This window comes from Streptosporangium sp. NPDC002544 (assembly GCF_040295965.1).
Classification (GTDB): Bacteria; Actinomycetota; Actinomycetes; order Streptosporangiales; family Streptosporangiaceae; genus Streptosporangium.
In genome coordinates, this window is sequence record NZ_JBEOWJ010000035.1 from 54,451 (window position 1) to 75,715 (window position 21,265).

Below are 21,265 nucleotides of genomic sequence, written 5' to 3' on the forward strand. Positions count from 1 at the left end.
GTCCGCGTGCGGGACCGGGGACCGTGTCATGTCCGACTCGTGAGCGCGAGAGAGCGTGATGAGGACCTGACGGCCCGAGTGCCGGCCGGACGCGCCGGCACCGCCGCGCGGTGATACCGAACAGAGCGTCGGGGGACCGGCCCCGACGACGGCTGGTCGCGTCCGGGGCCGGCCCGAGTCCTAGGAGACGTCAGCCATGAAAATGCCCACAGTCAACGAGTGTCAGGTCGATGCGTGCGCCTACAACGCGGACCACGTCTGCCACGCGCTGGCCATCACGGTCGGCAACAGTCATCACGCGGAGTGCGAGACCTTCTTCAAGGTCGACTTGAAGGGTGGCGACCCCGCCGCCACCGGCCGCGTCGGCGCCTGCAAGATGTCCGACTGCCAGCACAACGTCCAGTACGAATGCCAGGCCTCCGGCATCGTCGTCGGTTACGTGCAGAAGGACATCGACTGCCTCACGTACGCGCCGGCCTGACGGCGGCCCGGGCCTCTTGGCATCCAAGCGCTTGTTTGGTAACACTGGCCCATGGCAGAAACCGCCGCCGACGTCTTCGCGCCCGCGAAGCTCGGGCCGATCACCCTGCGCAACCGCCTGATCAAGGCGGCCACCTTCGAGGGCATGACCCCCGAGGCGCTGGTCTCCGACGAGCTGATCGACTTTCACCGGCGGGTGGCCGCCGGAGGCGTCGGCATGACCACGGTGGCCTACTGCACGGTGGCACCGGAAGGCCGCACGCAGTGGCGGCAGATCTGGATGCGCCCGGAGGCCGTGCCCGGCCTGCGCCGCCTCGTCGAGGCGGTACACGCCGAGGGCGCCGCCATCTCCGCGCAGATCGGTCACGCCGGCCCGGTGGCCAACCCCGCCTCCAACAGGCTCCCCGCGCTGGGCCCGTCCCGGCGGTTCAACTGGCTGGGCATGAGCATGACCCAGGCGACGACCGTCGCGGACATCGAGCGCATCGTCCGCGCGCACGCCGACGCGGCGCTCCTGGCGGAGGAGTCGGGCTTTGACGCCGTCGAGATCCACCTGGGGCACAACTACCTGGTCAGCTCCTTCCTCAGCCCCCGGCTCAACCACAGGACCGACGGCTACGGCGGCAGCCTGGCCAACCGGGCCCGGCTGGCGCGCGAGGTCGCCCTGGCGGTAAGGGAGGCCGTCGGCGGCCGGATCGCGATCCTGGCCAAGCTCAACATGGACGACGGGGTCAGCGGCGGCCTGACGCCCGACGAGAGCCTCCAGGTCGCGACCTGGCTGGAGACGGACGGCGGACTCGACGCCATCGAGCTGACGGTGGGCAGCTCGCTGCTCAACCCGATGTACCTGTTCAAGGGCGACGCCCCGATCCGTGACTTCGCCGCGGCCCTGCGGCAGCCGCAGCGGCTGGGGGTGCGGCTGCTGGGCGGCCGGTTCCTGCGCTCCTACCCCTACCGGGACGGCTACCTGCTCGACGACGCCCGCGCCTTCCGCGCCGCCCTGAGGATGCCGCTGGTGCTCCTCGGCGGCGTCACCAACCTGGCGACCATGGAACTGGCCCTGCGCGAGGGCTTCCAGTTCGCCGCCATGGGCCGGGCCCTGCTCATGGAGCCGGACCTGCCCAACCGGATCATGAAGAACCGGGCCGTCGAATCCCGGTGCATCCACTGCAACCGGTGCATGCCGACGATCTACTCCGGCACCCGCTGCGTGCTCACGGAGTGACCGCCCTCGCTCTCAGCGGAGCCCGGCACGCCGGGCGGTGACCACGTCGACGACGGCCACGACCAATGAGACCAGTACGAAGGCGATGGCGACCAGCAGCGAGTGCCGGAACGCCGTCGCGTAGTCGCCGTGGGAGGAGGCGACCTCGGCGAAGAACACCGAGCCGATCGCCGCGATGCCGACGGCCGTGCCGAGCCGCTGTCCCGTCTGGAGCACCCCGCCGGCGGTGCCGGCCATCGCGACCGGCACCTCCGACAGGGTCAGCGTCTGGTTGGGGGAGATCACCAGGCCGCTGCCCAGGCCGGCGAGGAGCAGCGGCAGCGCGATGGCCCAGGCCACGTGCTCGCCGGGGACCAGCCGCACGGCGAGCGCCGTGACGCCCAGCGCGGCCGCGACCAGCAGCAGCCCCGCCACCACCAGCGGCCGGCCCAGCCGGGTGACGGTCCGGCCGCCCAGCGCGGCGGCCACGGCCGACCCCGCCGCGAAGGGGGTGGTCGCCAGCCCTGCCTCCAGTGCCGAGTAGCCCAGGCCGTTCTGCAGGTAGAGGGTGAGAATGAAGAAGATCGCGCTGAAGCCGGCGAAGTAGAGCGTGCCGAGCAGGGCGCCGAGCGCGTACGAGCGTCTGCGGAACAGGAACAGGTCGACGACCGGCTGGCGCCGCCGCCCGTACCGGCGCTCCCAGGCCACGAAGGCGGCGAGCACGACGAGCCCGGCGAACAGCGTCGGCCACCTTTCCGCGCCCTGCCACTGCTGCCCCTCGACGAACGGCAGGAGCACCAGCACGACGCCGAGGGCGAGCAGCAGCACGCCCACCGGATCCATGCTCTCCCGGGGGCGCCTTTCGCGCGCCGGAGGCCGGATGTAGCGGTACGCCAGGACCACGGCCAGGATGCCGATCGGCACGTTGACGTAGAAGACGAGGCGCCAGGCGTCGGGGCCGCCGCCGAGCTGGATGAGCGCCCCGCCGAGCAGCGGGCCGATCGCGGTCGAGAAGCCGATGACGGTGCCCAGCATCCCGAACGCCCGGCCCCGTTCCGCTCCCCGGAAGAGTTGCTGGATCAATCCGCTGACCTGCGGATTCAACACCCCGCCGGCCATCCCCTGGATGAGTCTCGCGATGACCAGCAACCTCGGGTCCCCGGCCATCCCGGCCGCCGCGCTGGACAGGGTGAACAGGACGACACCGAGGACGAACACGTTGCGCCGGCCGTGCATGTCGCCGAACCGCCCCGCGGGGATCAGCGCCAGCCCGAAGGTGAGCGCGTACCCCGACACCACCCACTGCAGGTCGCTCTGCGGGGCGTTCAGCCCGTTGCGGATGGCCGGTAGCGCCACGTTGACGATGCTGACGTCCAGCAGGGTCATGAAGCCGGCGACGAGGCAGACGGTCAGCGCCTTCCAGCGGCGTGGGTCGGCTCCCTCCTGGTCTCTCAGAGCCGTCGTCTCGTCGCTCATCCGGTCGCGCGGTGCGGGGGCCCGGCCTCCCGGTCCGCCGGTCTTCTCCTCCCGCCGCGTTCCAGATCTTCGGGCGGTACGGGTGACCGGCTGAGGACCAGCATGCCGCCCCCGTTCTCCGCCTTCGGCTTTCAGCAGCCGATACGTACCCCTTTCGGATGTTCAAATCACCGTTCGGGCCCCGGCGAGTCGCCGGGGCCCGAACCGTGGCTCATCTGCGGAGCGGGGAGTCGCCCGGTGCTACGGGCACGTCGCCTCGCCGCTCTGCACCGGGACGTTCACCGCGGTCCAGGCGGCCTTGACCGCGTTGACCTCGACGCAGCCGCTCGGGAAGAGCGCCTTGGCGGCGGCCACGGTGGCCTTCCGTGCCTTGGGGTGCGTCCACGGCGCGGTCTTGCTGTTCAGCCCGGCCTGGAAGATCTGGCCGGCCTTCTGGATGCCGATGCCGGTCAGCGTGGCCGGACCCGAGCAGACGGAGCTGGCCGGCTTGCCCACCGGGTTGGTGCCCTCGGCGAGCAGGTAGAACCAGTGGTTCTGCGGGCCCGCTCCCGCGTGCACCTCGAAGTTGAAGGGGGAGCTGTAGCAGTTCGGGTGTCCCTCGGCCGACGGGTTGTACATGTTGCGGATCTCGCCCGAGCCGACCAGGTTGACCTCCTCGCCCACCAGGTAGTCCGGCGGGTCGAGGCTGGCGGGCTGGTTGGCGTAGTGCTCGGTCAGCGCGCCGAAGATGTCGCCGGTCGACTCGTTCAGGCCGCCGGTCTCGGTGCTGCTGCCCCCGGGCCCCCCGGAGTACTGGAAGACGGCGTGGCCGTACTCGTGGCCGACCACGTCCATCGGGGTGGCCTGCCGGTTGTTGGCCTGGTTGCGTCCGAAGTTGGTATAGGTGCCGGTCCAGTAGGCGTTGACGGCGCTCAGGCCGACCCGGGCCGGGAACGCGCCGCCGGAGCCGTTGAACCCGTTGCGGCCCAGCCAGTTGCGGAGCATGTTCCATTCCGTCTGTGCCGCGTACAGGGCGTCGACGCAGGCGGTCTCCAGGTTGGTGCCCGAGCCGTTGCCCCAGGAGTCGTCGGTCCCGGTGTAGGCGGTGCCGCCCTGCCCGCCACAGCGCAGGCCGGGACGGGTGGTGTCGGTCATCGAGTACGAACTGCCGGAACCCGAGGTCTGGATGGTCACCGGGTTGCCGTTGTAGTAGCTGTTGCCGGTCCCGGCGCGGACGTCGTCGTAGGAGTCGAAGATCGACCCGTCGACGGCGTCCACGAAGACGTGCAGGACGCTCGGGGTCTCGCCGTTGGTGCCGGTGACGACCACCTCCCAGGCCAGCTTGGGCGTGGTGGTGGCGGCGTGCACGAGCAACCGGGGGGTGCTCACGCTCTCCACGGTGGACACCTGCGCGCGGGCGGTGGCGGTCGCCGCGGCGGCGTCCACCTTGCTCGTGACGTCGACCGTGATCCTGGACTGCTGGCCCGAGCTCACCGACCCGACCAGCTCTCCGGCCCGGTCGGTGGACACGATCACGTCACCGCCGTACACCGGCAGCCCTCGGTAGGTGCGCGCGTAGGTCAGGTACTGCAGGCCCTGGGCGCCGGAGACGTTGGCGGTCAGGGTGAACTTCTCGTTCTGCCCCTTGAGGAGGGCTTCCGACCTCATCGCGATGGTGGCGTTGGCCGTGGTCACGGCGCGGTTGCGCGCCTCCGCGTCCGGTGGTGAGTACGGCGGAGGGTCGGCGGAGACGGTGCGGGCGGTGATGTCCGCCGGTGCTGAGGCGGCGCTCACCGCGGTGGGGGTGACCAGGGCGGTGACGGCCAGCACGGCCACGGCGCCCAGTTTGGTCTTCGGATTCACGGGGGGTGACTCCTCTCGGTGTCCCTGGAGGGGAAGAGGGATACAAGGAGCCCTAAGAGTCGGGGCTACCCCAAAGCTGACACCGAGCGAGGCAGACGAATACCTCACAAAATCCCATAACGCCGTGGTATGGGCGGCTATCCGTACCGGGGGAGCCCCTGCCGTTACGGCTCACCGGTGCGGTAAGACGTCATGTTTTGGGGGTTCCTAGGCTGAATTGCCCTGATGTACGGCGTTTTTTTCGCCGGGCCGATCGGAGATCATCTAAGGTGGGCTTCGATCGTGTTGTTACGGGGTGTGCTGGTGAGGAGGCTCTGATGAGCGAGGAAATCACAGAGGTCGACACCGAGGTGTTGGCGCGAATCGACACCTCGATCCCACATTCGGCGCGGGTGTGGGACTACTGGCTTGGCGGTAAGGACAACTACGGTCCCGACCGTGCGGTCGGCGACGAGATCGTGAAGGTCATGCCGGATCTGCCGGTCAACGCGCGGGCCGAGCGGGAGTTCATCGGCCGGGTCGTGAGCCATCTGGCCGGTGAGGCGGGCATCGACCAGTTCCTGGACGTGGGCACCGGCATTCCGGCCGCGGACAACACCCACCAGGTCGCCCAGCGGGTCAACCCCAAGGCGCGGATCGTCTACGTCGACAACGACCCGATCGTGCTGGCCCACGCCAGGGCGTTGCTGCGCGGCACCCCCGATGGGGAGACCGCCTACATCGACGCCGACCTGCGCGATCCCGAGCCCATCCTGCGACAGGCCGCGCGGACGCTGGACTTCTCCCGGCCGGTCGCGCTGATGCTGATGGGCGTCCTGGAGTTCGTCCCCGACGGGGACCAGGCCCACAACGCGGTGCGCACACTGCTGGACGCGCTCCCCTCGGGCAGCTACCTGGCCATCGCGCACAGCGTGCACAGCCCGTCGATGGACGAGGCCGCCGCCAAGTGGAACGCCAGCGCCGCCACCCCGCTCACCCTCCGCACCCAGCAGCAGCTGGAGGAGTTCCTCGACGGGCTGGAGTTCCTGGAGCCTGGCGTGGTGTCGCTGCCCAAGTGGCGGCCCGAACCGCAGACCAGCTTCCGCGACCGCGACGTCTTCCAGTACGGCGGCGTGGGCCGCAAGCCGTAGGGGGGCCTCGCCGTCCGCACGTTCTGACCCTGCGTTCTGACCCGGAGTCCCGGATCGGCCCTGCCCGGTCCGGGTGGCTCGGTGGCCCCCCGGCCACGCCGGCACAGGCCGACGTCCCTCGCCGAGAGGTGTTCGCGGCCGAAGGGGGTCAGGGGGCGGGACGGGGCCGCCTCCGCCGGGGGCGGGGGTGGTCTCCTCGGCGAGTTGGCGGGTGCGGAGGTCTTCGGGGATCTGGCCGGAGTCGCGCGTTCGAGCGGCCTTGGAACTCTCCTCCGAGGCTGAGGCGGTGGCTTTCACGGGCACGGAGCCACTTCCGGTCGGACTGGTACGGCGCGCGCATCCAGTTCGTCGGGGTCCCCGCGACCGACGAGGTCCGCGTCGTCGACGGTGATCCCGCGGGGGAGCGCTTCGTCGCCCTCGTACCGTCGAAAGGCGACGGGCGCCTTGGGCCTGCCCGGTGGCAGGCCCTAGCATCCAGATGTGCAGAATGATGTTCTAAGGGCCGGGGTGGTCCCACGCACCCTGCTGACCGCCTTCTGGCTCTGTTCCGCGGTCCATCTGGTGCTGGTCGCCGCCGGCGAAGGCCCGATGAACTCGGTGACCAAGGCGCTGCTGATGCCGCTGCTCGCGGCCTGGGTGCTGGCGCGGCGGGGACCGCGCCTGCTGGTGGCGGCGCTCCTGCTCTCCTGGGGCGGTGATGTGGCCCTGGAGATCGACGGTCTCTTCCTCGCGGGCATGGCCCTGTTCGCCGGGGCGCACGTCTGTTACGTGACCTGTCTCGTCCGCGAGGGGGCACTTCGGGCGCTGCGCCGCCGTCCGGCGATCCCGGTGGTCTACGGCGTCCTGTGGGCGGGCATGGTCTTCCTCCTCTGGCCCGGTCTGGGCGACCTGCGCCTGCCGGTGGCCGTCTACTCGCTGCTGCTGACCGCCACCGCGGTGACCGCCGCCGGTCTCGGCCCGCGCATCGGGGCCGGGGGCGCCCTGTTCCTGCTCTCCGACGCGCTGATCGCGTTCGGCCTGGCGGACCTTCCCCGCCCGCCGATGACCGGCCTGGTGATCATGGCGACCTACGTCGCGGCCCAGTACCTCCTGGCCTCGGGCATCGTCGATCGCCTCCGTAGCTGAGGCGGTCACACCGCCGGCGGATGTCCCCCCTCCGCGGGAGGGGGACATTCGATCGGCCCGCTTCGGGGAGATCGTTACCAGTGGGGTGGCGAGCAGGTGCCGGGGCTCTCCGTGATCACCTTTTCATCTCCGACTCGGTGGCGAGCCTGATGTCGAACGTGACGTCCAGGTAGGGCCCGTTCATCCCGTACCGCTCGATCGAGGCCTGGTCCTCGCGCGGCTCGAAGTCGACGATGATCTCCGGCTTGACCGCGAAGGCGGCGTCGGAGTCCAGGTAGGGGTCGTCGTTGACGAACACGTGGGTGGTCAGCGTGTGATGCCCGGCTGCCTCGACGCGGATGTGAAGATGGCCGGGGCGCATGGGATGACGTCCCATGGCGCGGAGCATGTCGCCTGCCGGGCCGTCCATCGGTACGGGGTAGCTGGCGGGCTTCACGGTACGGAACCAGTACTCGCCGTTCTCGTCGGCGGTGAACAGACCGCGCAGGTTGCCTTCGGGCTGCCCGGCGTCCTGGGTGTCGTAGTGGCCCTTGTCGTCGGCCTGCCACACGTCGAGGATCGCACCCGGCAGGCGGTTCCCGTGGCAGTCCTGCACGGTGCCGTGGATCACGGCACTCTCGGCCCGGCCCCATTCGGGGCCCGCGGCGATGAGGTCACCCAGCTCGCGCGGCGGGGCCACGGAGTGGAAGGGACCCTCCACCGAGCTCGGTGTCATGTCGGCTGGTCCCTGGTTGTTCACGTCATCGACGAGCGTGGTCAGTCCCAGCATGTCCGAGAGCAGGACGAACTCCTGCCGGGTGGGCGTGCAGAACGAGCCGGTACGCGCGAGGAAGGCGAGTCCCGCCTCCCACTCGGCCGCCGTCGGCCTCACGTCCTCGACGAAGCCGTGCAGGTGACGGATGAGGCTCTCCATGATGGTCATCAATCGGGTGTCCGCGCCCTGGAGCTGGCCGACGACCTGCTCGGTCACGGGGTGGCTGCCGGCCGGGCCGTGCCCGGCGCTCACGGTCTCACTCATGCCCAGTCCTCTGCGCTCGCTGTGTTGATCACTGGAGTACGGACGCCGCTCGACTTCCCGATCTCCACCTCGACCACGTCGCCGTCGTGCAGCAGCCACGGGGGTGTACGCGCGTAGCCGATCCCGGACGGCGTTCCGGTGGCGATGATGTCGCCGGGCCGGAGCGTGAACACGCGGCTGTTGAACGAGGGAGTCGTCCCTGCCGGGAAGATCATCTCATTGGTCGAGGAGACCGAGGGTATCCGGCTCGTCAAGGAGCCGGGAGAGGCGGGTCACTCCGCGGAGTTCTTCGGCCTGGACGTCACCGGTGAGCAGAGCCCGGCACATCCTCGGACCGCGGATCGGCCCGAGGACGTGCCGGGCTCAGGTCACCGGTGGCATCAGGTCGTTTCGATCGCCTCCATGACCGCTCCCTCCTCGGTGCGGACCTGAAGGGTGATCTCCGGCGGCAGCCGCAGCGAGTTGTGCACGGCGCTGTGCTCGATGACGGTGGTGAACGATTCCCGAAGTCCTTCGGGAAGGCCGGGAGCGTCGACGACCAGATCGATTCGGCCGACCCGTGCCGGACGCAGTCCCAGGTCGTAGCGGGCGGTCACGGTGACGCCGGCGGGCAGTTCACATCGGTGAAGGTAGCGTTCGGCGCGATGGGCGACGCAGGCCGCGAGACTCCCGACGAACAGCTCGACCGGGACGGGACCGGTGTCGCCTCCGCCGAAGTCCGTGGGCTGGTCGACACGGATGGTGTGGCGGCGTATCTGCACGTCAAAGCGGCCACCGCCGTGCCAGGTGATCTTCATCGTGCCGTTCCGGTTCTGCTTCATGGGTGACTCCACGGGTGTGTTCAGGTTCCGATAGGTGGAGCACGTGGATCTCATCGCCATGGGATGGCCCCTGCGCGTCGACAGGGGAAGGGCGCGCACCGTCCGCGGATCGTGGCCGAGGCGGACGGTGCGGTCATGCCGATCCCGGTGGCCCGAGGCGAGGGGCCGTCACCATGAGGTGGGCCCGCCGACCTGGGCGATGTCCTCCGCGGTGACGGTGCGCAACCTTTCCGCCAGGTCGGCCAGCGCGCGGGCGACCGCGAGCTCGTCGCCGATCTCGGGGACCGACTGGTCGACCGGATTGCGACGCGCGTGACCGATCCCGGTCAGGTGGGTGTCGTTCTTGGTGGTCAGGAGTGCCCGGGCGGAGGTGTCGTCGCCCTCTTCGGTGATGTAGATCTGCACGGTCCATTGCTTGGCTTCCATGGAAGGAACCTCCGATCGAACAGGTGTTCGCGGTGTCGTGCTCCCGAGTGCGCGGCGAGCCCGATCAGGTGCCGATCGCCTGGGATGGCCGGGCGGTCACGCGGGTCATCCGACGGGTGTCGCGATCTCGGTGGTCATCGGGGTCCAGCGGTTCGCGAGCCGCTGGGCGAGAGCGGGCATGGTGGTGTACTCCAGTTCCGACAGTGGTAGCCGATGCGGTTCGAACGGGCCATGACGGCGGAGATAGTCCATGATCTCGCCGGCCTGGGCCCGTGCGCCGTCGAAGGCCGGATCGTCGAACATGTCGCGCGGGCCGATCAGCTTCCCGTCGTGGATCTGGAATCCCAGCGCGACCACGCGCGGCGGGCCGTCGAACCGGGACGGGTGCGCCTGCTGGACCGGGACCGGCAGGAACGGTGCGTGGTGCGAGCCGCGCATGCACCCGGCGACCGTGTACGGAAAGGCGAAGGGCTCCAGTGCCTCGCCGACCGCGGGCAGTCCGGACTGGCAGCGGACGATCATCACCGGGTCGTCCTTGCCGACGTACTTGCCGGCGATCAGGGACAGCCGCTGGGTGCTGGTCGTGGCCGCGGTCTCGTCCAGGGTCTTGGAACGGACGCCGTGGATCACGTAACGGGCCGGGGCGCCGATGTACATCAGCATGTCGTACAGGTCGGCCGGGCAGTCGAAGACGATGCGCTTCTCCTCGTACAGGTCGTAGACCTCGAAGCCGAAGCCGGCGTGCATCTTTCCATCGATGACCAGGCCCGCGGTGTTGAACGGGTCGGCGAACATCTTGTACAGCGGCAGGTTCCACGCGCCCGGCTCGGTCTTGTCGGCCAGGAAGCACAGCACCGGCTCCGACGGGCGCTCCTCGAACTCCAGTTCGGCATATCCGGGCCCCATACCCCGCAGATTGCCGGAGAAGGCGTCCGACAGCAGGTCCTGGCCGGCGCCGTACAGGCCGAGTCCCTTGGCGATGTGGGTGGTGGCCTGGAAGGTGTCCCAGGCGAAGGAGTGGATGAGCCCCGCGTCGGCGCCGTAGGTGTGGGTCATGATGAGCGAGATGTCGTCGCCGCAGCTGGCGACCTGACCGTCGATGAGCAGTCCCGAGGCGGTCGCCCGGTCGATCTCGCGGCGGGCCTCGGCCATCATGTTCGGGTGCACCGCGGAGTGGCCGACGAACCCCCCGGTGTCGGCCTTGATGACACTCAAAGTGATCATGATGATCCCCCCGTGGGTTGTCCTGCTTCCACGCTGGTCAGGGGCCTTGTATATGGATAGGGCAGAAGGCCCCGGCCGGGCGGGACTTCCGTACCTGCTTGTGAGTGTGCTCTGGCGGCCCACGTCTTACGACATGGACGCTCACCTCGACGCCGGCTCCACGGGTGTCCAGGGTCTCCTCGCGGCTCCGGGTGACGTGACGGTGGGCACGATCGACACTCCAGGAAAGCAAAACCCTTGCTGACTATGACAAAGCTACGGATTAACCGAACCGCTACCCTGAGTATATCAAATTATGACAGAAAGTACTCGTGGCCGACCGGTGGGCGGATGACCGGTGATCTGCGGGTCATGAGCGGACCCGCGTCATGTCGAGCGGGTCCGCCCGATCAGTCAGGACTTTTTCCGGGGCGTGGACTCGATCTGGATGTGCTTTTCCTGCTGTTTGGTGTCAGCGAGTTTGACGCTGACCTCCAGAACCCCCTTGTCGTAGGAAGCCTTGACGTCGTTCTCGTCCACGTCACTGGGCAGCGTGATCGACCGGGTGAAGGAGCCGTAGCGGAACTCCGTCCGCTGCTGGTCCCGCTGCTCGTCACGCCGCTCGGCGTGGATGGTCAGGACGCCGTTGGACAGGGTGATGTCGACATCCTTGTCGGGGTCGATTCCCGGCAACTCGGCCCGCAGCACGTAGCGACCGTCCTTGACGTAGTCCTCGAACTTGATGGGGTGCACCGCCGTCGACTGCATAGCGGCGAGGGGCATGTCCAACCAGTTGAACAGTTCGGGGACGAGGCCTCGCCGCTCGCGGAGCATCGGCATGCTCATGGTGTCCTCCTTGTCTACTGGGGTCTTCCCATACCTCCATCACACCACCGGGCAGGACTCGGAGGTAACAGCCAGAGGTCCTTAACACGTAGGTCTTTTGGCCGCCGTGCCCGACGCCGGAAAGCCGCCGACGTCTTTACCGGATCCTTTGGGCCGGAGGTCTCCTCTCCGAGACGGGCTTAGTGCCCGAGGGGCCAGGCCGGCCCTGACCGGAAACCTCGGCCGGCATCGCCGGTAGGCGGTCAGGGGCGGGGCCAGGGACGGCCGGTGAGACGTTCGATGTCGGTGTTGAACCGTTTGAGGCAGGCGGCGAAGGTGGCGACCTCCTCGGGCGTCCAGTCGTCCAGTAACTTCTCCATGCTGCGGACGATCTCGTCGCGCTGGTGCTGGAGGCGGCGCTCGCCTTCGGCGCTGATGCGGAACTTGCGGGCGATGCCCCCGTCGGGGTCGGGGATACGTTCGACCAGCCCGGCGCGGAGCATGGCCGAGGTCTGCCGGTTGAGGGTGGAGGGGTCCAGGCCGAACGCCTCGCTGAGCTGCCCGATGGACATCGGGCCGACGATCTGGATGCGACTGAGCAGGAGGTAGGCGCTGCGGTCCAGATGGTCGCCCTCGCGTTCGGCGCTGGACAGGGTCAGGTGGTAGTACCGCCCGAGCAGCATGGTCTCGTACTCGATCGAGTGTGTGGGCTTCTCCATGCTGGTCCCTCTCCAGACTTCCCCGCGCCCTGCTTCGCCGTACGGGTGCGCATCGGCAATCACTATGTATCACCCCCATGTTATGTATTAAGCACATTATGTGTATCGTACACATCGCCTTATTCGTCCAGACAAGGGAGATCCACGTGGACGACTCCACGTCCACCACCCGCCCCGGCGGGATCGTCGGTGTGCTGGCGGTGGCCGGTATCGTCGCCTCACTCATGCAGACCCTGGTGGTGCCGCTGATCGGCGAGCTGCCCCGCATGTTGCACACCAACGCGGCCAACGCCTCCTGGGTGATCACCGTCACGCTGCTGGTGGGGGCGGTGGCCGTCCCGGTGATCGGGCGGCTCGGCGACCTGTACGGCAAGCGCCGCATGATGCTGGCCTGCTCGGTGCCGATCATCGCGGGCTGCGTGACCTGCGCGCTGGCCGACTCGGTGACCCAGATGATCATCGGGCGAGGTCTGCAGGGTATAGGCATGGGCATGATCCCGCTGGGCATCAGCGCGCTGCGGGACCTGCTGCCGTCCGAGCGGGTGGGCCCCGCGATCGCGCTGATGAGCTCGTCCATGGGCATCGGCGGAGCGCTCGGGATGCCGGTCGCGGCGGCGGTCGCCGAGTACGCGAGCTGGCGCATACTGTTCTGGGGCGTGGCCGCGCTGAGCGTGCTGGTCGCCGGCCTGATCTGGCTGCTGGTGCCCGCCACGCCCGCCCGGACCACGGGACGCCTCGACGTCGTCGGCGCGCTCGGCCTGGGCATTGGCCTGGTCTGCCTGCTGCTGGGGGTTTCCAAGGGCGCGGACTGGGGCTGGGCGAGCGGAACCACCCTCGGGCTGTTCGCCGTCGCGCTGGTCGTCTTCGTGGTGTGGGGCTGGTGGGAACTGCGAGCCGGTGATCCACTGGTCGACCTGCGCGTCACCGCCCGGCGCCCGGTACTGCTGACCAACGTGGCCTCGGTCGTGGTCGGATTCGCGATGTACGCCCAGGCGCTGATCGTGATCCAGATCCTGCAACTGCCCGAGGCCACCGGGTACGGCCTGGGCCAGTCGATGCTGGCCGCCGGCCTGTGGACGGCTCCGTCGGGCCTGATGATGATGGTGGTCTCGCCGTTGGGTGCGCGGCTGTCGGCCGCTCGCGGCCCCAAGGTCACCCTGGTCGCCGGCAGCCTGGTCATGGCGCTCGGGTACGGCTCCTCGATGGCCCTGCTCGGGACGACGTGGGGCCTGCTGGTCGTCACCTGCCTCTGCAGCATAGGCGTCGGGCTGGCCTACGGTGCGATGCCCGCCCTGATCATGAGCGCGGTTCCCCGGTCGGAAACCGCCGCGGCCAACGGCTTCAACTCACTGATGCGCTCCATCGGCACCTCGGTGTCAGCCGCGGTGATCGGTGTCGTCCTCACCCAGATGACCATGCGAGTGGGCGGGCACACCCTGCCGTCCGAGAGCGGCTTCCGCACCGGTCTGCTGATCGGCTGCGGCGTCGCACTCGTCGCCGCGGCGATCGCCTCCGCGATCCCGGCGCGCCGGGCCGGCTCCTCGGCCGAGGACGCCGAGGACGCCGAGGACGCCGAGGACACCGAGGACACCGTCACCGCCGAACCGGCGACTGTATCCTGACGCCTCCACCGAGGATTTTTGCCGCTCCGGCCTCGAACGCGCGGGTCGCCTTGAACGCCCGGATTCGCCGACCAGCGGCGCCCGGGGTCCGGCCGGACGAGCCGACGTGCCTGGTCAGGACGTTCCTGTCAACGGCGAGAAAAGCCTGTTGCGGACACGGTCAGGAAACTGCGAAGATCATCGCGTTTTGTCATGCCTTTTGTAAGGACTACGGGTGCCCAAAAAGCCATCGAGCGAATCGGGAGTCCGAGGCCACACCTTGGCGCTCTCGACCCTGCTCGCCTTCGTCATGCTCCTCACGTTCGCGCCGCCGGCGAGCGCCAACGCGTTCGGATGGTCGTATCTGCATCCGTCAGGGTGCTGCGCGCAGGCCGACAACAAGGACCATTACTACAACTACTCGTCGTTGACCTCGTACATGAAGGTCGCGGGCAACTACGCCATGATCAAGCTGGACTCCCAGACCGACATGGCCACGCACTACGACTCCACCCCCGACAAGCACACCGATGTGGAGATGTTCGACCAGTACTACAACGACTACTGGGGCCTCGACTGGGACGGGTCGAGCACCGGAAAGAACATCTACGCCCACGCCAAGTGCGTGCGGATAATCAGTCCGGGGCTCATCAACGGCTGGTGGAAGTGCGACCAGTACGAGATCCGCTTCGATCTGGCCGACATGAGCCGCTTCTCGGAGAACGAGCGTAAGAAGACGACCTGCCACGAGGTCGGGCACACCACCGGGCTCGACCACTCCTCCCAGAGCGACTCCTGCATGAAGTCAGGCCGCTCCACCGTGCGCACCTACACCTCGCACGACGTCGCGCACATCAACGGCCGATTCTGAGGACGGAACACATGCCGAAGACGCTCCGATCCCGCACCGCGGGAGTGAGCCTCACCCTGGTCACCGCCCTGGGCCTGCTGGCCGCCGTCGGTGTGGCCGCAGCCCGGTCCAACGACCCCGCTCCTCCGTTCTGGTCCCTGATGCGCTCCAACGTGGGAGAGTCGACGGGCGAGTACCTCTACGACTCGCTGGACGACCTGACGCCGGGTGCGCCGGCCTCCGGTGCCTTCGCCCCCGCGGCGGCAATGCTGGAGGGCACCATCGTCGGCATCGAGCCGGGGATCGCCTTCGGCTCCGACGACGGCGCGGGCACCGCGCCCATCGTCGGCTACGACGATCCCGACGCGGCGGTCCGCTACGCCAGCCTCGTCGTCAGGGTGGACCGTACGCTGTCCGGACAGCTCGGCCTCGGAGTGCAGAACGGTCAGATCCGGCTGCAGGTCGAGCAGCCCAATCACACCCCCCTGGACATCCTGCGTGCTTCCATCGGCAGCGCGGGGCACGGGCTGTTCTACGTGCACAATGCCCTGGAGCGCAGCCAGGCCGAGGGACGGACCGTGCCCCAGGCGCTGGCCGGCTACCTGGCCTCGGTGCACCTACCGATCGGCGAGGGCGTGTTCGTCGAGCAGGCGCCGGGTGAGCCGGTCATCGCGCCGCTCATGGACAACCCGGAGCGGGTGGACCAGATCCTCAACGGCGGTCCGCCGCCCGTGGAGGAGGAGCCCGAGCTGGAGACCCCCAGGCCGCCCAAGCCCTCGGACTTCCCGCACGGGGAGGACCCCGGCCAGACGCCGACGACCACCCCTGTCCCGGATCCCACGGACGACCCCGACGCCTCGGTGGTGGACGTCCCCGACCCGGTCACGACGGACACCCCCGGCCCCACGGAGAGCGAGCCCGAGGTCGGCACACCGACCCTGGACCGGCTGCTGAACCGCGCGGTGAGCGCGGCCTGAGAGACCGGCACCAACACCGCGTCGGCCACCTGCCGACCCGGCCACTTCGATGAGGTACGACCCCGCCCCGGTGAACCGGGGCGGGGTCTCCTCTCGATCCTTGCCCTGTGTCCTCGGATCGCCCCGGCGGTTCAACAGCGGGCCTGCAACCAGGTCTGATTCCCGTCGGCGGACCGACCGGTCAGGGCCGAGCATTGATCCATCGCGTCGGAGGCCATCCTGGCCGAACAGTTCGCCGACCCCGAGGTGGAACTGGTACATGTACGGGCCGTGGAGTACGGCTGCTTCATGTTCGAGGTGCGCAGCGCCTGACCCCGGCCTGACCTGGTCCGTAATGAGGCGGGGCGGTCACTCCGCCGGAGGTGGTCCTCTGCGATCCATCGGCCGTACTCGCGTCAGCCGGGTGGAGCGTCGTCGTACCTCAGCGGAAGACCCCCGTGTGGCCGAGTGAGTAGCGTCCGGGCTGGGGGTAGATGGCCAGGCCGTGCGGGCCGGCGTCGACGGCGATCTTGCGGATGAGGTTGCCGTTCTCGGTGTCGAACACGTAGACCACCCCGTCATAGCGTCCGGACAGCCACAGGCGGCGGCCGTCGGCCGACACGCCGCCCATGTCCGGTGAACCGCCGCCGGGGATGTGCCAGGTGTCGATCGGCTGGCGAAGGGCGAAGGAGACGACCGAGACCGATCCGGCGCCCCGGTTGGAGACGTACAGCACCTTCGAGTCCCGGCTGACGTAGAGCCCGTGAGCGCCCGCGCCGGTTTTGATGAAACCCGTGACCCGGAACTCCCCGGCGTCGACGAGCCACACGCCGTCCTTGGCCATGTCGGCGACATAGAAGGTGGTGCCGTCCGGGGAGAGCTTCACGTCCTGCGGCATGTTGGGGTACGGCATGTGTCCGTGCCGCATGGCGTCGTGCGCCATGTCGTGTTCCAGTTCGTACGACGCGTTGTCGCCCTGCGGGGCTGTGCGCCGGATGCCCTTGCGGCGCGTGGTGCCGTCCGCCAGGTCGATGACGGCGCGGACCTTACGGGCGGCTGTGTCGATGACCACCAGCTGGCCGGAGAATTCGCAGCTGCCGAGGAGGAGGGTCCCGTCGGCGGTGAAGTCCGCGTGGTTGATCCCCCGGCAGGGCATGTGCAGCGAGTGCCGGAGCCGCATGGTGCGCGGGTTGAGGAAGTCGAGCCGGTTCTCCCGCTCGGCCATCACCAGGGCGGTGTGGCCGTCCGGGGTGAAGTACAGGTTGTAGGGGTCGTCGACGAACACCGGCTTGCCGACCTTGCCGGTCATGGGGTTGATCGGGGTCAGGGAGTTGCCGTCGTTGTTGTTGACCCAGAGCGTCTTCAGGTCCCACGAGGGGACGACGTGCTGCGGCCGCCCGTCCACCCTGAAGGTGCGGAGCACCCGGTAGGTACGCGGGTCGATCACGCTGACGGTGTTGCTCTCGCTGTTGGGCACGTAGACCCGCTCGGGGAACCTCGCCACGACCGGACTGAGCATGCCGGGCCGGTCGTGGGCGTAGACGTCCACCGGATCGGCCGATCCGGTGGCCGATCCGGTGGCCGGGGCGCTCGCCGCACCGCCCGGCGATGTGGCGGTCGGCGTCCCACCGGCGGCCCCGGCGTGGTGAAGCGAGCCCGGCGCCGACGCCGGTCGCTCGCCCGCACAGGCGGACAGGACGCACGCCGCCAGCCCGATCAGGGGGGCGATCACACCGGGCCTTCGCCGCTCACTTCTCAGCCGCCGCATGACCCACCCTTTCGGTCCGACGCCGACTTTTGTCGACTATGGAAACGTTAGGAGCGGGTAGGTCGGCAGACGTTCAACCCGTGGTTAGCGTGGTGCTCGCTTTTTCCCGCAACTCGCCCTGGTGGCGGCGTTTCTCGTGCGGTGACACCATCGGAGTGCGGCCGGTCTCCCGATTTCACTGAAGCTTACGTGAATTGAGTACACGATTATTTCTTCTTGTATTGATGATCGAGTCGGTGGTGGCGGAGTATGGTCACGGTAAATCTGGATGATTAACGCCCTGTCGCATAAGAGCGGTGGCTGGTGATATAGGCGTTTGGGGGAGATATGTATAACTCGACAGATTATGTACCGTGACGTAACGTCCGAATGTCGTGAAAGCCCGCAGGGCAAAGGGAGAATGCGTGAAGTACGAATGGGTGCAAAATGAGTCGTACGGTCAGGGCGTGTACACGTCGGCGGCGGCCAGGCTCCGCATGGGCGGGGGAGTCACGCCCGGCCAGAACATTGCAACGTTCCATTTCACCCGACGCGAAAAAAACCCGACCCTGTGTTCGCCGGATGTATTCCCCGACCTGGTGCTCACCGCGACCAGCACGGGCGTCGGGGTGATGGTGGAGTACGGCATTTACGGGAAGAAGGCCAGAGTCAACAACAGTCACTCGGAGTATCAGTTCTTTCATTTCAACGAGAGGCTCGTCGAACTCAAGAGGACGGAAGACTGGCCCAGGATATACGTTCTCGACTGGGTCTTCACCGAACGTCCGGCGTGTGGTGGAGCCTGGGCGGGCGCGAAACGTGTCCAGGCCGGGTGCGCCACCCTCATCGGACACTACGATGAGTACCAGCGAGAGCGCCGGTGGGATGGTGACGGTGGCGGCGACGAGCCTTTCGGCGAGTCCGCGGAGCATGAGATCACCGTCTACAGCATGTTCGGAAAGGACACCGCCACCGCCGACATCCGTACCGCTCTCGCTGAATACAAGAGAACACTTTGAGAAAGAAAGTAATCGCGTCGCCCGAGCACGGAGTGACCTCGGCTCGGAATTCCCTGAGCCTCCACCACGGCCGCCTCGGTTTCCTCGGGACCGTCATCGCCGCCCGGAGGCAGGCCCGTCTTCAAGGGCGCTGACATTGTCGGGTGAGGCCTGCCGTCGAGACAGGATCACTTACCGTGTCGAGGTTCTCCCGGCGACTTTCAGGTGATCCTGCCCTGTGGAGGTCGCCGTGGCGCGGTAGCGCGAAGGGGGGATTCCGTAGCGGTCGGCGAATGCCTGGCGCAGTGTCTCCGTGGTTCCGAAGCCGCAGCGGGCCGCCACCCCGGCCAGCGGCAGGGAGGTGGAGACCAGCAGGTGCGCGGCGGCCTCGGTGCGGGCCTGGCGGACGAACCGGCCCGGGGTCCGCCCGAGGTGCCTGAGGAACAGGCGGGTCAGGTGCCGCTCGCTCACGCCCGCGTCGCTCGCCAGCGTGGCCGTGGTCAGGTCGGCGTCCAGGTGTCCCGTGATGTGCTCGACGACCTGCTTGACCAGGCCGTTCTCCGGAGATCCGACGGCGGTGAACATGCTCATCTGCGCCTGGTTGCCAGGGCGTTGCAGGTAGGTCACCAGGCTCCGCGCCACCCGCCGTGCCAGCTCGGCGCCGTGGTCCTCCTCGATGAGGGCGAGGGTGAGGTCCAGCGCGCTGGTGATGCCGGCGGAGGTGTAGGTGTCCCCGTCCCGGATGAAGATCGGGCCGGGATCGATGTCGACCTTCGGGTAGCGGGCGGCGATCTCGTGCGCCGACTGCCAGTGGGTGGTGGCGCGTCGGCCGTCGAGCAGGCCCGCGGCGGCCAGGATGTCGGCTCCGGTGCACACCGACGCGACGCGGCGGCTCTCGCGTGCCAGGCGGCGGACGTGAGCGACGATCAATCGGTTGCCGGCCGCGGCCTCGTGGCCCATGCCTCCCGACACGATGAGCGTGTCGAGCGGCCCGGCGACCCGTTCGAGGGACTCCTGGGCCTGGAGTGTCAGGCCGGTGCCGCAGGTGATGGGACGGCCTCCGGGGGTGGCCAGGCGAAAGCGGTAGAAGGGATCGGCGCCATGCCAGTTCGCGCTCTCCAGGGTCGTGGTCACGCAGGCGATGTCGAGCAACTCCGCCGCGTCGTATCCGATGACGGCGATCCGGCGTGCGATCACGGGGCGAGCGTATGTCAGAAAGGACAGGAATCCCAGGTTTCCAGACCTCTGCGGCGGCCTTTCTTGGTACGCGGCCGGTATGGCGGCACGGTGGAGGCATGACTCAGACAGCAACCGTCACCCGCCGCCGGCGCAGGTTCGCCTGGCACTACGTCGAGATGGTCATCGCGATGTTCGCCGGCATGTTCGTCCTGGGAATGCTCCTGTCCGCCGTCGGGCTCGGCTTCTCCCACGAGCGGCAGCCCGAGCTCGCCTACCTGCTGATGGCGTTCGACATGTCCGTCGGCATGGCGATCTGGATGCGTTATCGGGGCCACGGCTGGGCGGCCACCCTGGAGATGTGCGCGGCCATGTTCGTCCCCGTCGTGCCACTCTTCCCGCTGCTCTGGCTGGGGCTCGTCGACGGCGGGGCCATGATGACGCTCGCCCACGTGGCGATGTTCCCGCTGATGCTGGTCGCCATGCTCCGGCGCCGCGACGAGTACGCCGGCTGCGCGGCCTGACGACCGAGCCTCCGAGGTCATCGGGCGGGCCCCGTACTCGTTGGCACACGGTGGCGGTCAACGCGTACGGGGCACCGTCGGGAGTGCTGTCGGGAGTGCCGTCGGGAGTGCCGTCAGGAGTGGGGCTCCGAGGTCGTCCGGGTCCCACGGGGTGGCTCGGTGCCGGGGCCGGTCGGGGGGAGCGGCCCGTCGTCCTCGCGCAGCACGTCGTCGGCCATCTGGTCGTACTCGGCCACCCGGCTCCTGCCCGCCTCGCCGAGCTGCTCGACCACCGCGGCGACCAGCGTTTCGAGCAGCGCGACCGCCGGGGTCAGCGAGTCGAACGGGGAAGGCGAGCGGACCTGGGCGGGCAGCACGACGTCCGCCACCGTGGCGGCGGGCGACAGCCACGGGTCGGTCAGCAGCACGATCTTCACGTTGCGCGCCGCGGCGGCGCGGGCGAAGGCGATCGTCTCGCGCTGGTAGCGCCGGTAGTCGAAGAGCACCAGCACGTCGCGGCGGCCCATGTCGAGCAGGTGGGCGGCGTGGTCGGCGGTGGACCCGGCGATGTACGTCGCGTTGGGACGCAACTGGTGCAGGTGGGCGATGAGGTACTGGGCCAGGATGGTGCTGAACCGGCCACCGGCCGCCGAGATGCGGCGGCCGGGGTCGGCCAGCAGTTCCGCGGCCTTGACCAGCTCCCCCTCGGGAAGCTGGTCGAAGGTCATGGCGGTGGCGTCCAGCAGCACCCGGCGGGACCGGCTCAGCACCCTGCCGGTGTCCTCCTCGGCACTGCCGTACTGGGCCAGGGGAGAGGAGTAGCGCTGCTGGGTCTCGCGTTTGAGCGCCTGCTGCAACTCCGGGTAGCCCTCGAAGCCCAGCCGGTAGGCCAGCCGCAGCACGGTGGCCGGGCTGGTCTGGGCCTGGCTCGCGACGGTCGCCAGCGGCTCCAGACCGGCGGTCGGGTAGCCCGCGAGCAGGGTGCGGGCTACCCGCTGCTCCGCACGGGGCAGCTTGGGCAGCACGTCGCGGAGCTGGGCCGCGACGGTGCGCGGCTCAGGGGTGCCGAGCATGTTGCCTCCTCATGGACGACCGCCGGATCGTGCGGCGCGTCGCAAGGAAGGGATCATGCCACGAACCGTACGAAAAGAGAACGTCGTCCTCG

The 21,265-nt window shown here is 68.8% G+C and carries 22 protein-coding genes; 10 read left to right on the forward strand and 12 right to left on the reverse strand.

Going from position 1 to position 21,265, the window contains the following annotated elements; translation table 11 throughout:
• The first annotated feature begins 196 nt into the window (after nt 1-196).
• Both ABT061_RS38485 and ABT061_RS38490 read left to right on the forward strand, forming a co-directional pair.
• Nucleotides 197-481, forward strand: a complete 285-nt coding sequence (locus ABT061_RS38485; RefSeq protein ID WP_350927467.1) for a DUF1540 domain-containing protein — start codon at nt 197-199, stop codon at nt 479-481.
• Between the two features lie 51 nt (nt 482-532).
• Complete coding sequence (locus ABT061_RS38490) at nt 533-1,705, forward strand: NADH:flavin oxidoreductase (protein ID WP_350927469.1); 1,173 nt, start codon at nt 533-535, stop codon at nt 1,703-1,705.
• 12 nt (nt 1,706-1,717) lie between these two features.
• Here ABT061_RS38490 and ABT061_RS38495 read toward each other — a convergent pair whose 3' ends face one another.
• Together ABT061_RS38495 and ABT061_RS38500 are read right to left on the reverse strand one after the other, a co-directional pair.
• On the reverse strand, nt 1,718-3,160 hold the full coding sequence (locus ABT061_RS38495) for an MFS transporter (protein ID WP_350927471.1): 1,443 nt from the start codon (nt 3,158-3,160) through the stop codon (nt 1,718-1,720).
• A 240-nt stretch (nt 3,161-3,400) separates the two neighbouring features.
• Nucleotides 3,401-5,002: a M4 family metallopeptidase gene (locus tag ABT061_RS38500; RefSeq protein ID WP_350927473.1), complete on the reverse strand. Its 1,602-nt coding sequence runs from the start codon at nt 5,000-5,002 to the stop codon at nt 3,401-3,403.
• A 317-nt stretch (nt 5,003-5,319) separates the two neighbouring features.
• Between ABT061_RS38500 and ABT061_RS38505 the strand changes: the two genes are divergently transcribed.
• Nucleotides 5,320-6,132 (forward strand): SAM-dependent methyltransferase, encoded by an 813-nt coding sequence (locus ABT061_RS38505; protein WP_350927475.1) that lies wholly within the window; start codon nt 5,320-5,322, stop codon nt 6,130-6,132.
• Nucleotides 6,133-6,612: 480 nt separating this feature from the next.
• Nucleotides 6,613-7,257 (forward strand): lysoplasmalogenase, encoded by a 645-nt coding sequence (locus tag ABT061_RS38510; protein ID WP_350927477.1) that lies wholly within the window; start codon nt 6,613-6,615, stop codon nt 7,255-7,257.
• Between the two features lie 115 nt (nt 7,258-7,372).
• Here the strand turns inward: ABT061_RS38510 and ABT061_RS38515 are convergent, their stop codons facing one another.
• The 7 genes from ABT061_RS38515 to ABT061_RS38545 form a co-directional block, all read right to left on the reverse strand.
• Entirely contained in the window at nt 7,373-8,275 is a 903-nt protein-coding gene (locus ABT061_RS38515) for a dioxygenase family protein (protein ID WP_350927479.1), read from the reverse strand.
• A complete protein-coding gene (locus ABT061_RS38520; protein ID WP_350927481.1) occupies nt 8,272-8,529 on the reverse strand; it encodes a fumarylacetoacetate hydrolase family protein in 258 nt (85 codons plus the stop codon). The genes ABT061_RS38515 and ABT061_RS38520 overlap by 4 nt, the downstream gene beginning before the upstream one ends.
• A gap of 126 nt (nt 8,530-8,655) precedes the next feature.
• Nucleotides 8,656-9,096, reverse strand: coding sequence for an OsmC family protein (locus ABT061_RS38525; protein ID WP_350927483.1), 441 nt, complete (start codon nt 9,094-9,096; stop codon nt 8,656-8,658).
• A 168-nt stretch (nt 9,097-9,264) separates the two neighbouring features.
• Complete coding sequence (locus ABT061_RS38530; RefSeq protein ID WP_350927485.1) at nt 9,265-9,522, reverse strand: DUF1876 domain-containing protein; 258 nt, start codon at nt 9,520-9,522, stop codon at nt 9,265-9,267.
• Between the two features lie 105 nt (nt 9,523-9,627).
• Nucleotides 9,628-10,746, reverse strand: coding sequence for a fructose-1,6-bisphosphate aldolase/phosphatase (gene fbp / locus ABT061_RS38535; RefSeq protein WP_350927487.1), 1,119 nt, complete (start codon nt 10,744-10,746; stop codon nt 9,628-9,630).
• A 393-nt stretch (nt 10,747-11,139) separates the two neighbouring features.
• Nucleotides 11,140-11,571: an Hsp20/alpha crystallin family protein gene (locus ABT061_RS38540; protein ID WP_350927489.1), complete on the reverse strand. Its 432-nt coding sequence runs from the start codon at nt 11,569-11,571 to the stop codon at nt 11,140-11,142.
• Nucleotides 11,572-11,813: 242 nt separating this feature from the next.
• A complete protein-coding gene (locus tag ABT061_RS38545; RefSeq protein ID WP_350927491.1) occupies nt 11,814-12,269 on the reverse strand; it encodes a MarR family winged helix-turn-helix transcriptional regulator in 456 nt (151 codons plus the stop codon).
• 146 nt (nt 12,270-12,415) lie between these two features.
• Between ABT061_RS38545 and ABT061_RS38550 the strand changes: the two genes are divergently transcribed.
• The 4 genes from ABT061_RS38550 (at nt 12,416) to ABT061_RS38565 (ending at nt 16,009) form a co-directional block, all read left to right on the forward strand.
• Nucleotides 12,416-13,891, forward strand: a complete 1,476-nt coding sequence (locus ABT061_RS38550; RefSeq protein WP_350927493.1) for an MFS transporter — start codon at nt 12,416-12,418, stop codon at nt 13,889-13,891.
• Nucleotides 13,892-14,150: 259 nt separating this feature from the next.
• Complete coding sequence (locus ABT061_RS38555) at nt 14,151-14,741, forward strand: matrixin family metalloprotease (RefSeq protein WP_350927495.1); 591 nt, start codon at nt 14,151-14,153, stop codon at nt 14,739-14,741.
• An 11-nt stretch (nt 14,742-14,752) separates the two neighbouring features.
• Nucleotides 14,753-15,697, forward strand: a complete 945-nt coding sequence (locus ABT061_RS38560) for a hypothetical protein (RefSeq protein WP_350927497.1) — start codon at nt 14,753-14,755, stop codon at nt 15,695-15,697.
• Between the two features lie 219 nt (nt 15,698-15,916).
• Nucleotides 15,917-16,009, forward strand: a complete 93-nt coding sequence (locus tag ABT061_RS38565) for a DUF1203 domain-containing protein (protein ID WP_350927608.1) — start codon at nt 15,917-15,919, stop codon at nt 16,007-16,009.
• 109 nt (nt 16,010-16,118) lie between these two features.
• Here ABT061_RS38565 and ABT061_RS38570 read toward each other — a convergent pair whose 3' ends face one another.
• Nucleotides 16,119-17,408 carry a YVTN family beta-propeller repeat protein gene (locus ABT061_RS38570; RefSeq protein ID WP_350927499.1) on the reverse strand — a complete coding sequence of 430 codons (1,290 nt, stop codon included), beginning with the start codon at nt 17,406-17,408 and terminating at the stop codon, nt 16,119-16,121.
• A 440-nt stretch (nt 17,409-17,848) separates the two neighbouring features.
• Here ABT061_RS38570 and ABT061_RS38575 point away from each other — a divergent pair, with 440 nt between their 5' ends.
• The gene (locus ABT061_RS38575) at nt 17,849-18,442 is read left to right on the forward strand and encodes a hypothetical protein (RefSeq protein WP_350927501.1); all 594 of its coding nucleotides are present in this window, start codon (nt 17,849-17,851) and stop codon (nt 18,440-18,442) included.
• Between the two features lie 171 nt (nt 18,443-18,613).
• On the opposite strand, the gene ABT061_RS38580 is transcribed toward ABT061_RS38575, so the two are convergent.
• Entirely contained in the window at nt 18,614-19,618 is a 1,005-nt protein-coding gene (locus ABT061_RS38580) for a GlxA family transcriptional regulator (protein WP_350927502.1), read from the reverse strand.
• 98 nt (nt 19,619-19,716) lie between these two features.
• Here ABT061_RS38580 and ABT061_RS38585 point away from each other — a divergent pair, with 98 nt between their 5' ends.
• On the forward strand, nt 19,717-20,121 hold the full coding sequence (locus ABT061_RS38585; protein ID WP_350927504.1) for a hypothetical protein: 405 nt from the start codon (nt 19,717-19,719) through the stop codon (nt 20,119-20,121).
• Nucleotides 20,122-20,234: 113 nt separating this feature from the next.
• Here ABT061_RS38585 and ABT061_RS38590 read toward each other — a convergent pair whose 3' ends face one another.
• Nucleotides 20,235-21,173 carry a MurR/RpiR family transcriptional regulator gene (locus tag ABT061_RS38590; protein ID WP_350927506.1) on the reverse strand — a complete coding sequence of 313 codons (939 nt, stop codon included), beginning with the start codon at nt 21,171-21,173 and terminating at the stop codon, nt 20,235-20,237.
• Between the last annotated feature and the right edge of the window lie 92 nt (nt 21,174-21,265).

Bases quoted from the DNA above. Each gene is read 5' to 3' on its own strand.
- ABT061_RS38485 (WP_350927467.1), top strand. From the start codon at position 197: ATGAAAATGCCCACAGTCAACGAGTGTCAGGTCGATGCGTGCGCCTAC.
- ABT061_RS38490 (WP_350927469.1), top strand. From the start codon at position 533: ATGGCAGAAACCGCCGCCGACGTCTTCGCGCCCGCGAAGCTCGGGCCG.
- ABT061_RS38495 (WP_350927471.1), bottom strand. From the start codon at position 3,160: ATGAGCGACGAGACGACGGCTCTGAGAGACCAGGAGGGAGCCGACCCA.
- ABT061_RS38505 (WP_350927475.1), top strand. From the start codon at position 5,320: ATGAGCGAGGAAATCACAGAGGTCGACACCGAGGTGTTGGCGCGAATC.
- ABT061_RS38515 (WP_350927479.1), bottom strand. From the start codon at position 8,275: ATGAGTGAGACCGTGAGCGCCGGGCACGGCCCGGCCGGCAGCCACCCC.
- ABT061_RS38525 (WP_350927483.1), bottom strand. From the start codon at position 9,096: ATGAAGCAGAACCGGAACGGCACGATGAAGATCACCTGGCACGGCGGT.
- ABT061_RS38530 (WP_350927485.1), bottom strand. From the start codon at position 9,522: ATGGAAGCCAAGCAATGGACCGTGCAGATCTACATCACCGAAGAGGGC.
- fbp (WP_350927487.1), bottom strand. From the start codon at position 10,746: ATGATCACTTTGAGTGTCATCAAGGCCGACACCGGGGGGTTCGTCGGC.
- ABT061_RS38540 (WP_350927489.1), bottom strand. From the start codon at position 11,571: ATGAGCATGCCGATGCTCCGCGAGCGGCGAGGCCTCGTCCCCGAACTG.
- ABT061_RS38545 (WP_350927491.1), bottom strand. From the start codon at position 12,269: ATGGAGAAGCCCACACACTCGATCGAGTACGAGACCATGCTGCTCGGG.
- ABT061_RS38560 (WP_350927497.1), top strand. From the start codon at position 14,753: ATGCCGAAGACGCTCCGATCCCGCACCGCGGGAGTGAGCCTCACCCTG.
- ABT061_RS38585 (WP_350927504.1), top strand. From the start codon at position 19,717: ATGACTCAGACAGCAACCGTCACCCGCCGCCGGCGCAGGTTCGCCTGG.
- ABT061_RS38590 (WP_350927506.1), bottom strand. From the start codon at position 21,173: ATGCTCGGCACCCCTGAGCCGCGCACCGTCGCGGCCCAGCTCCGCGAC.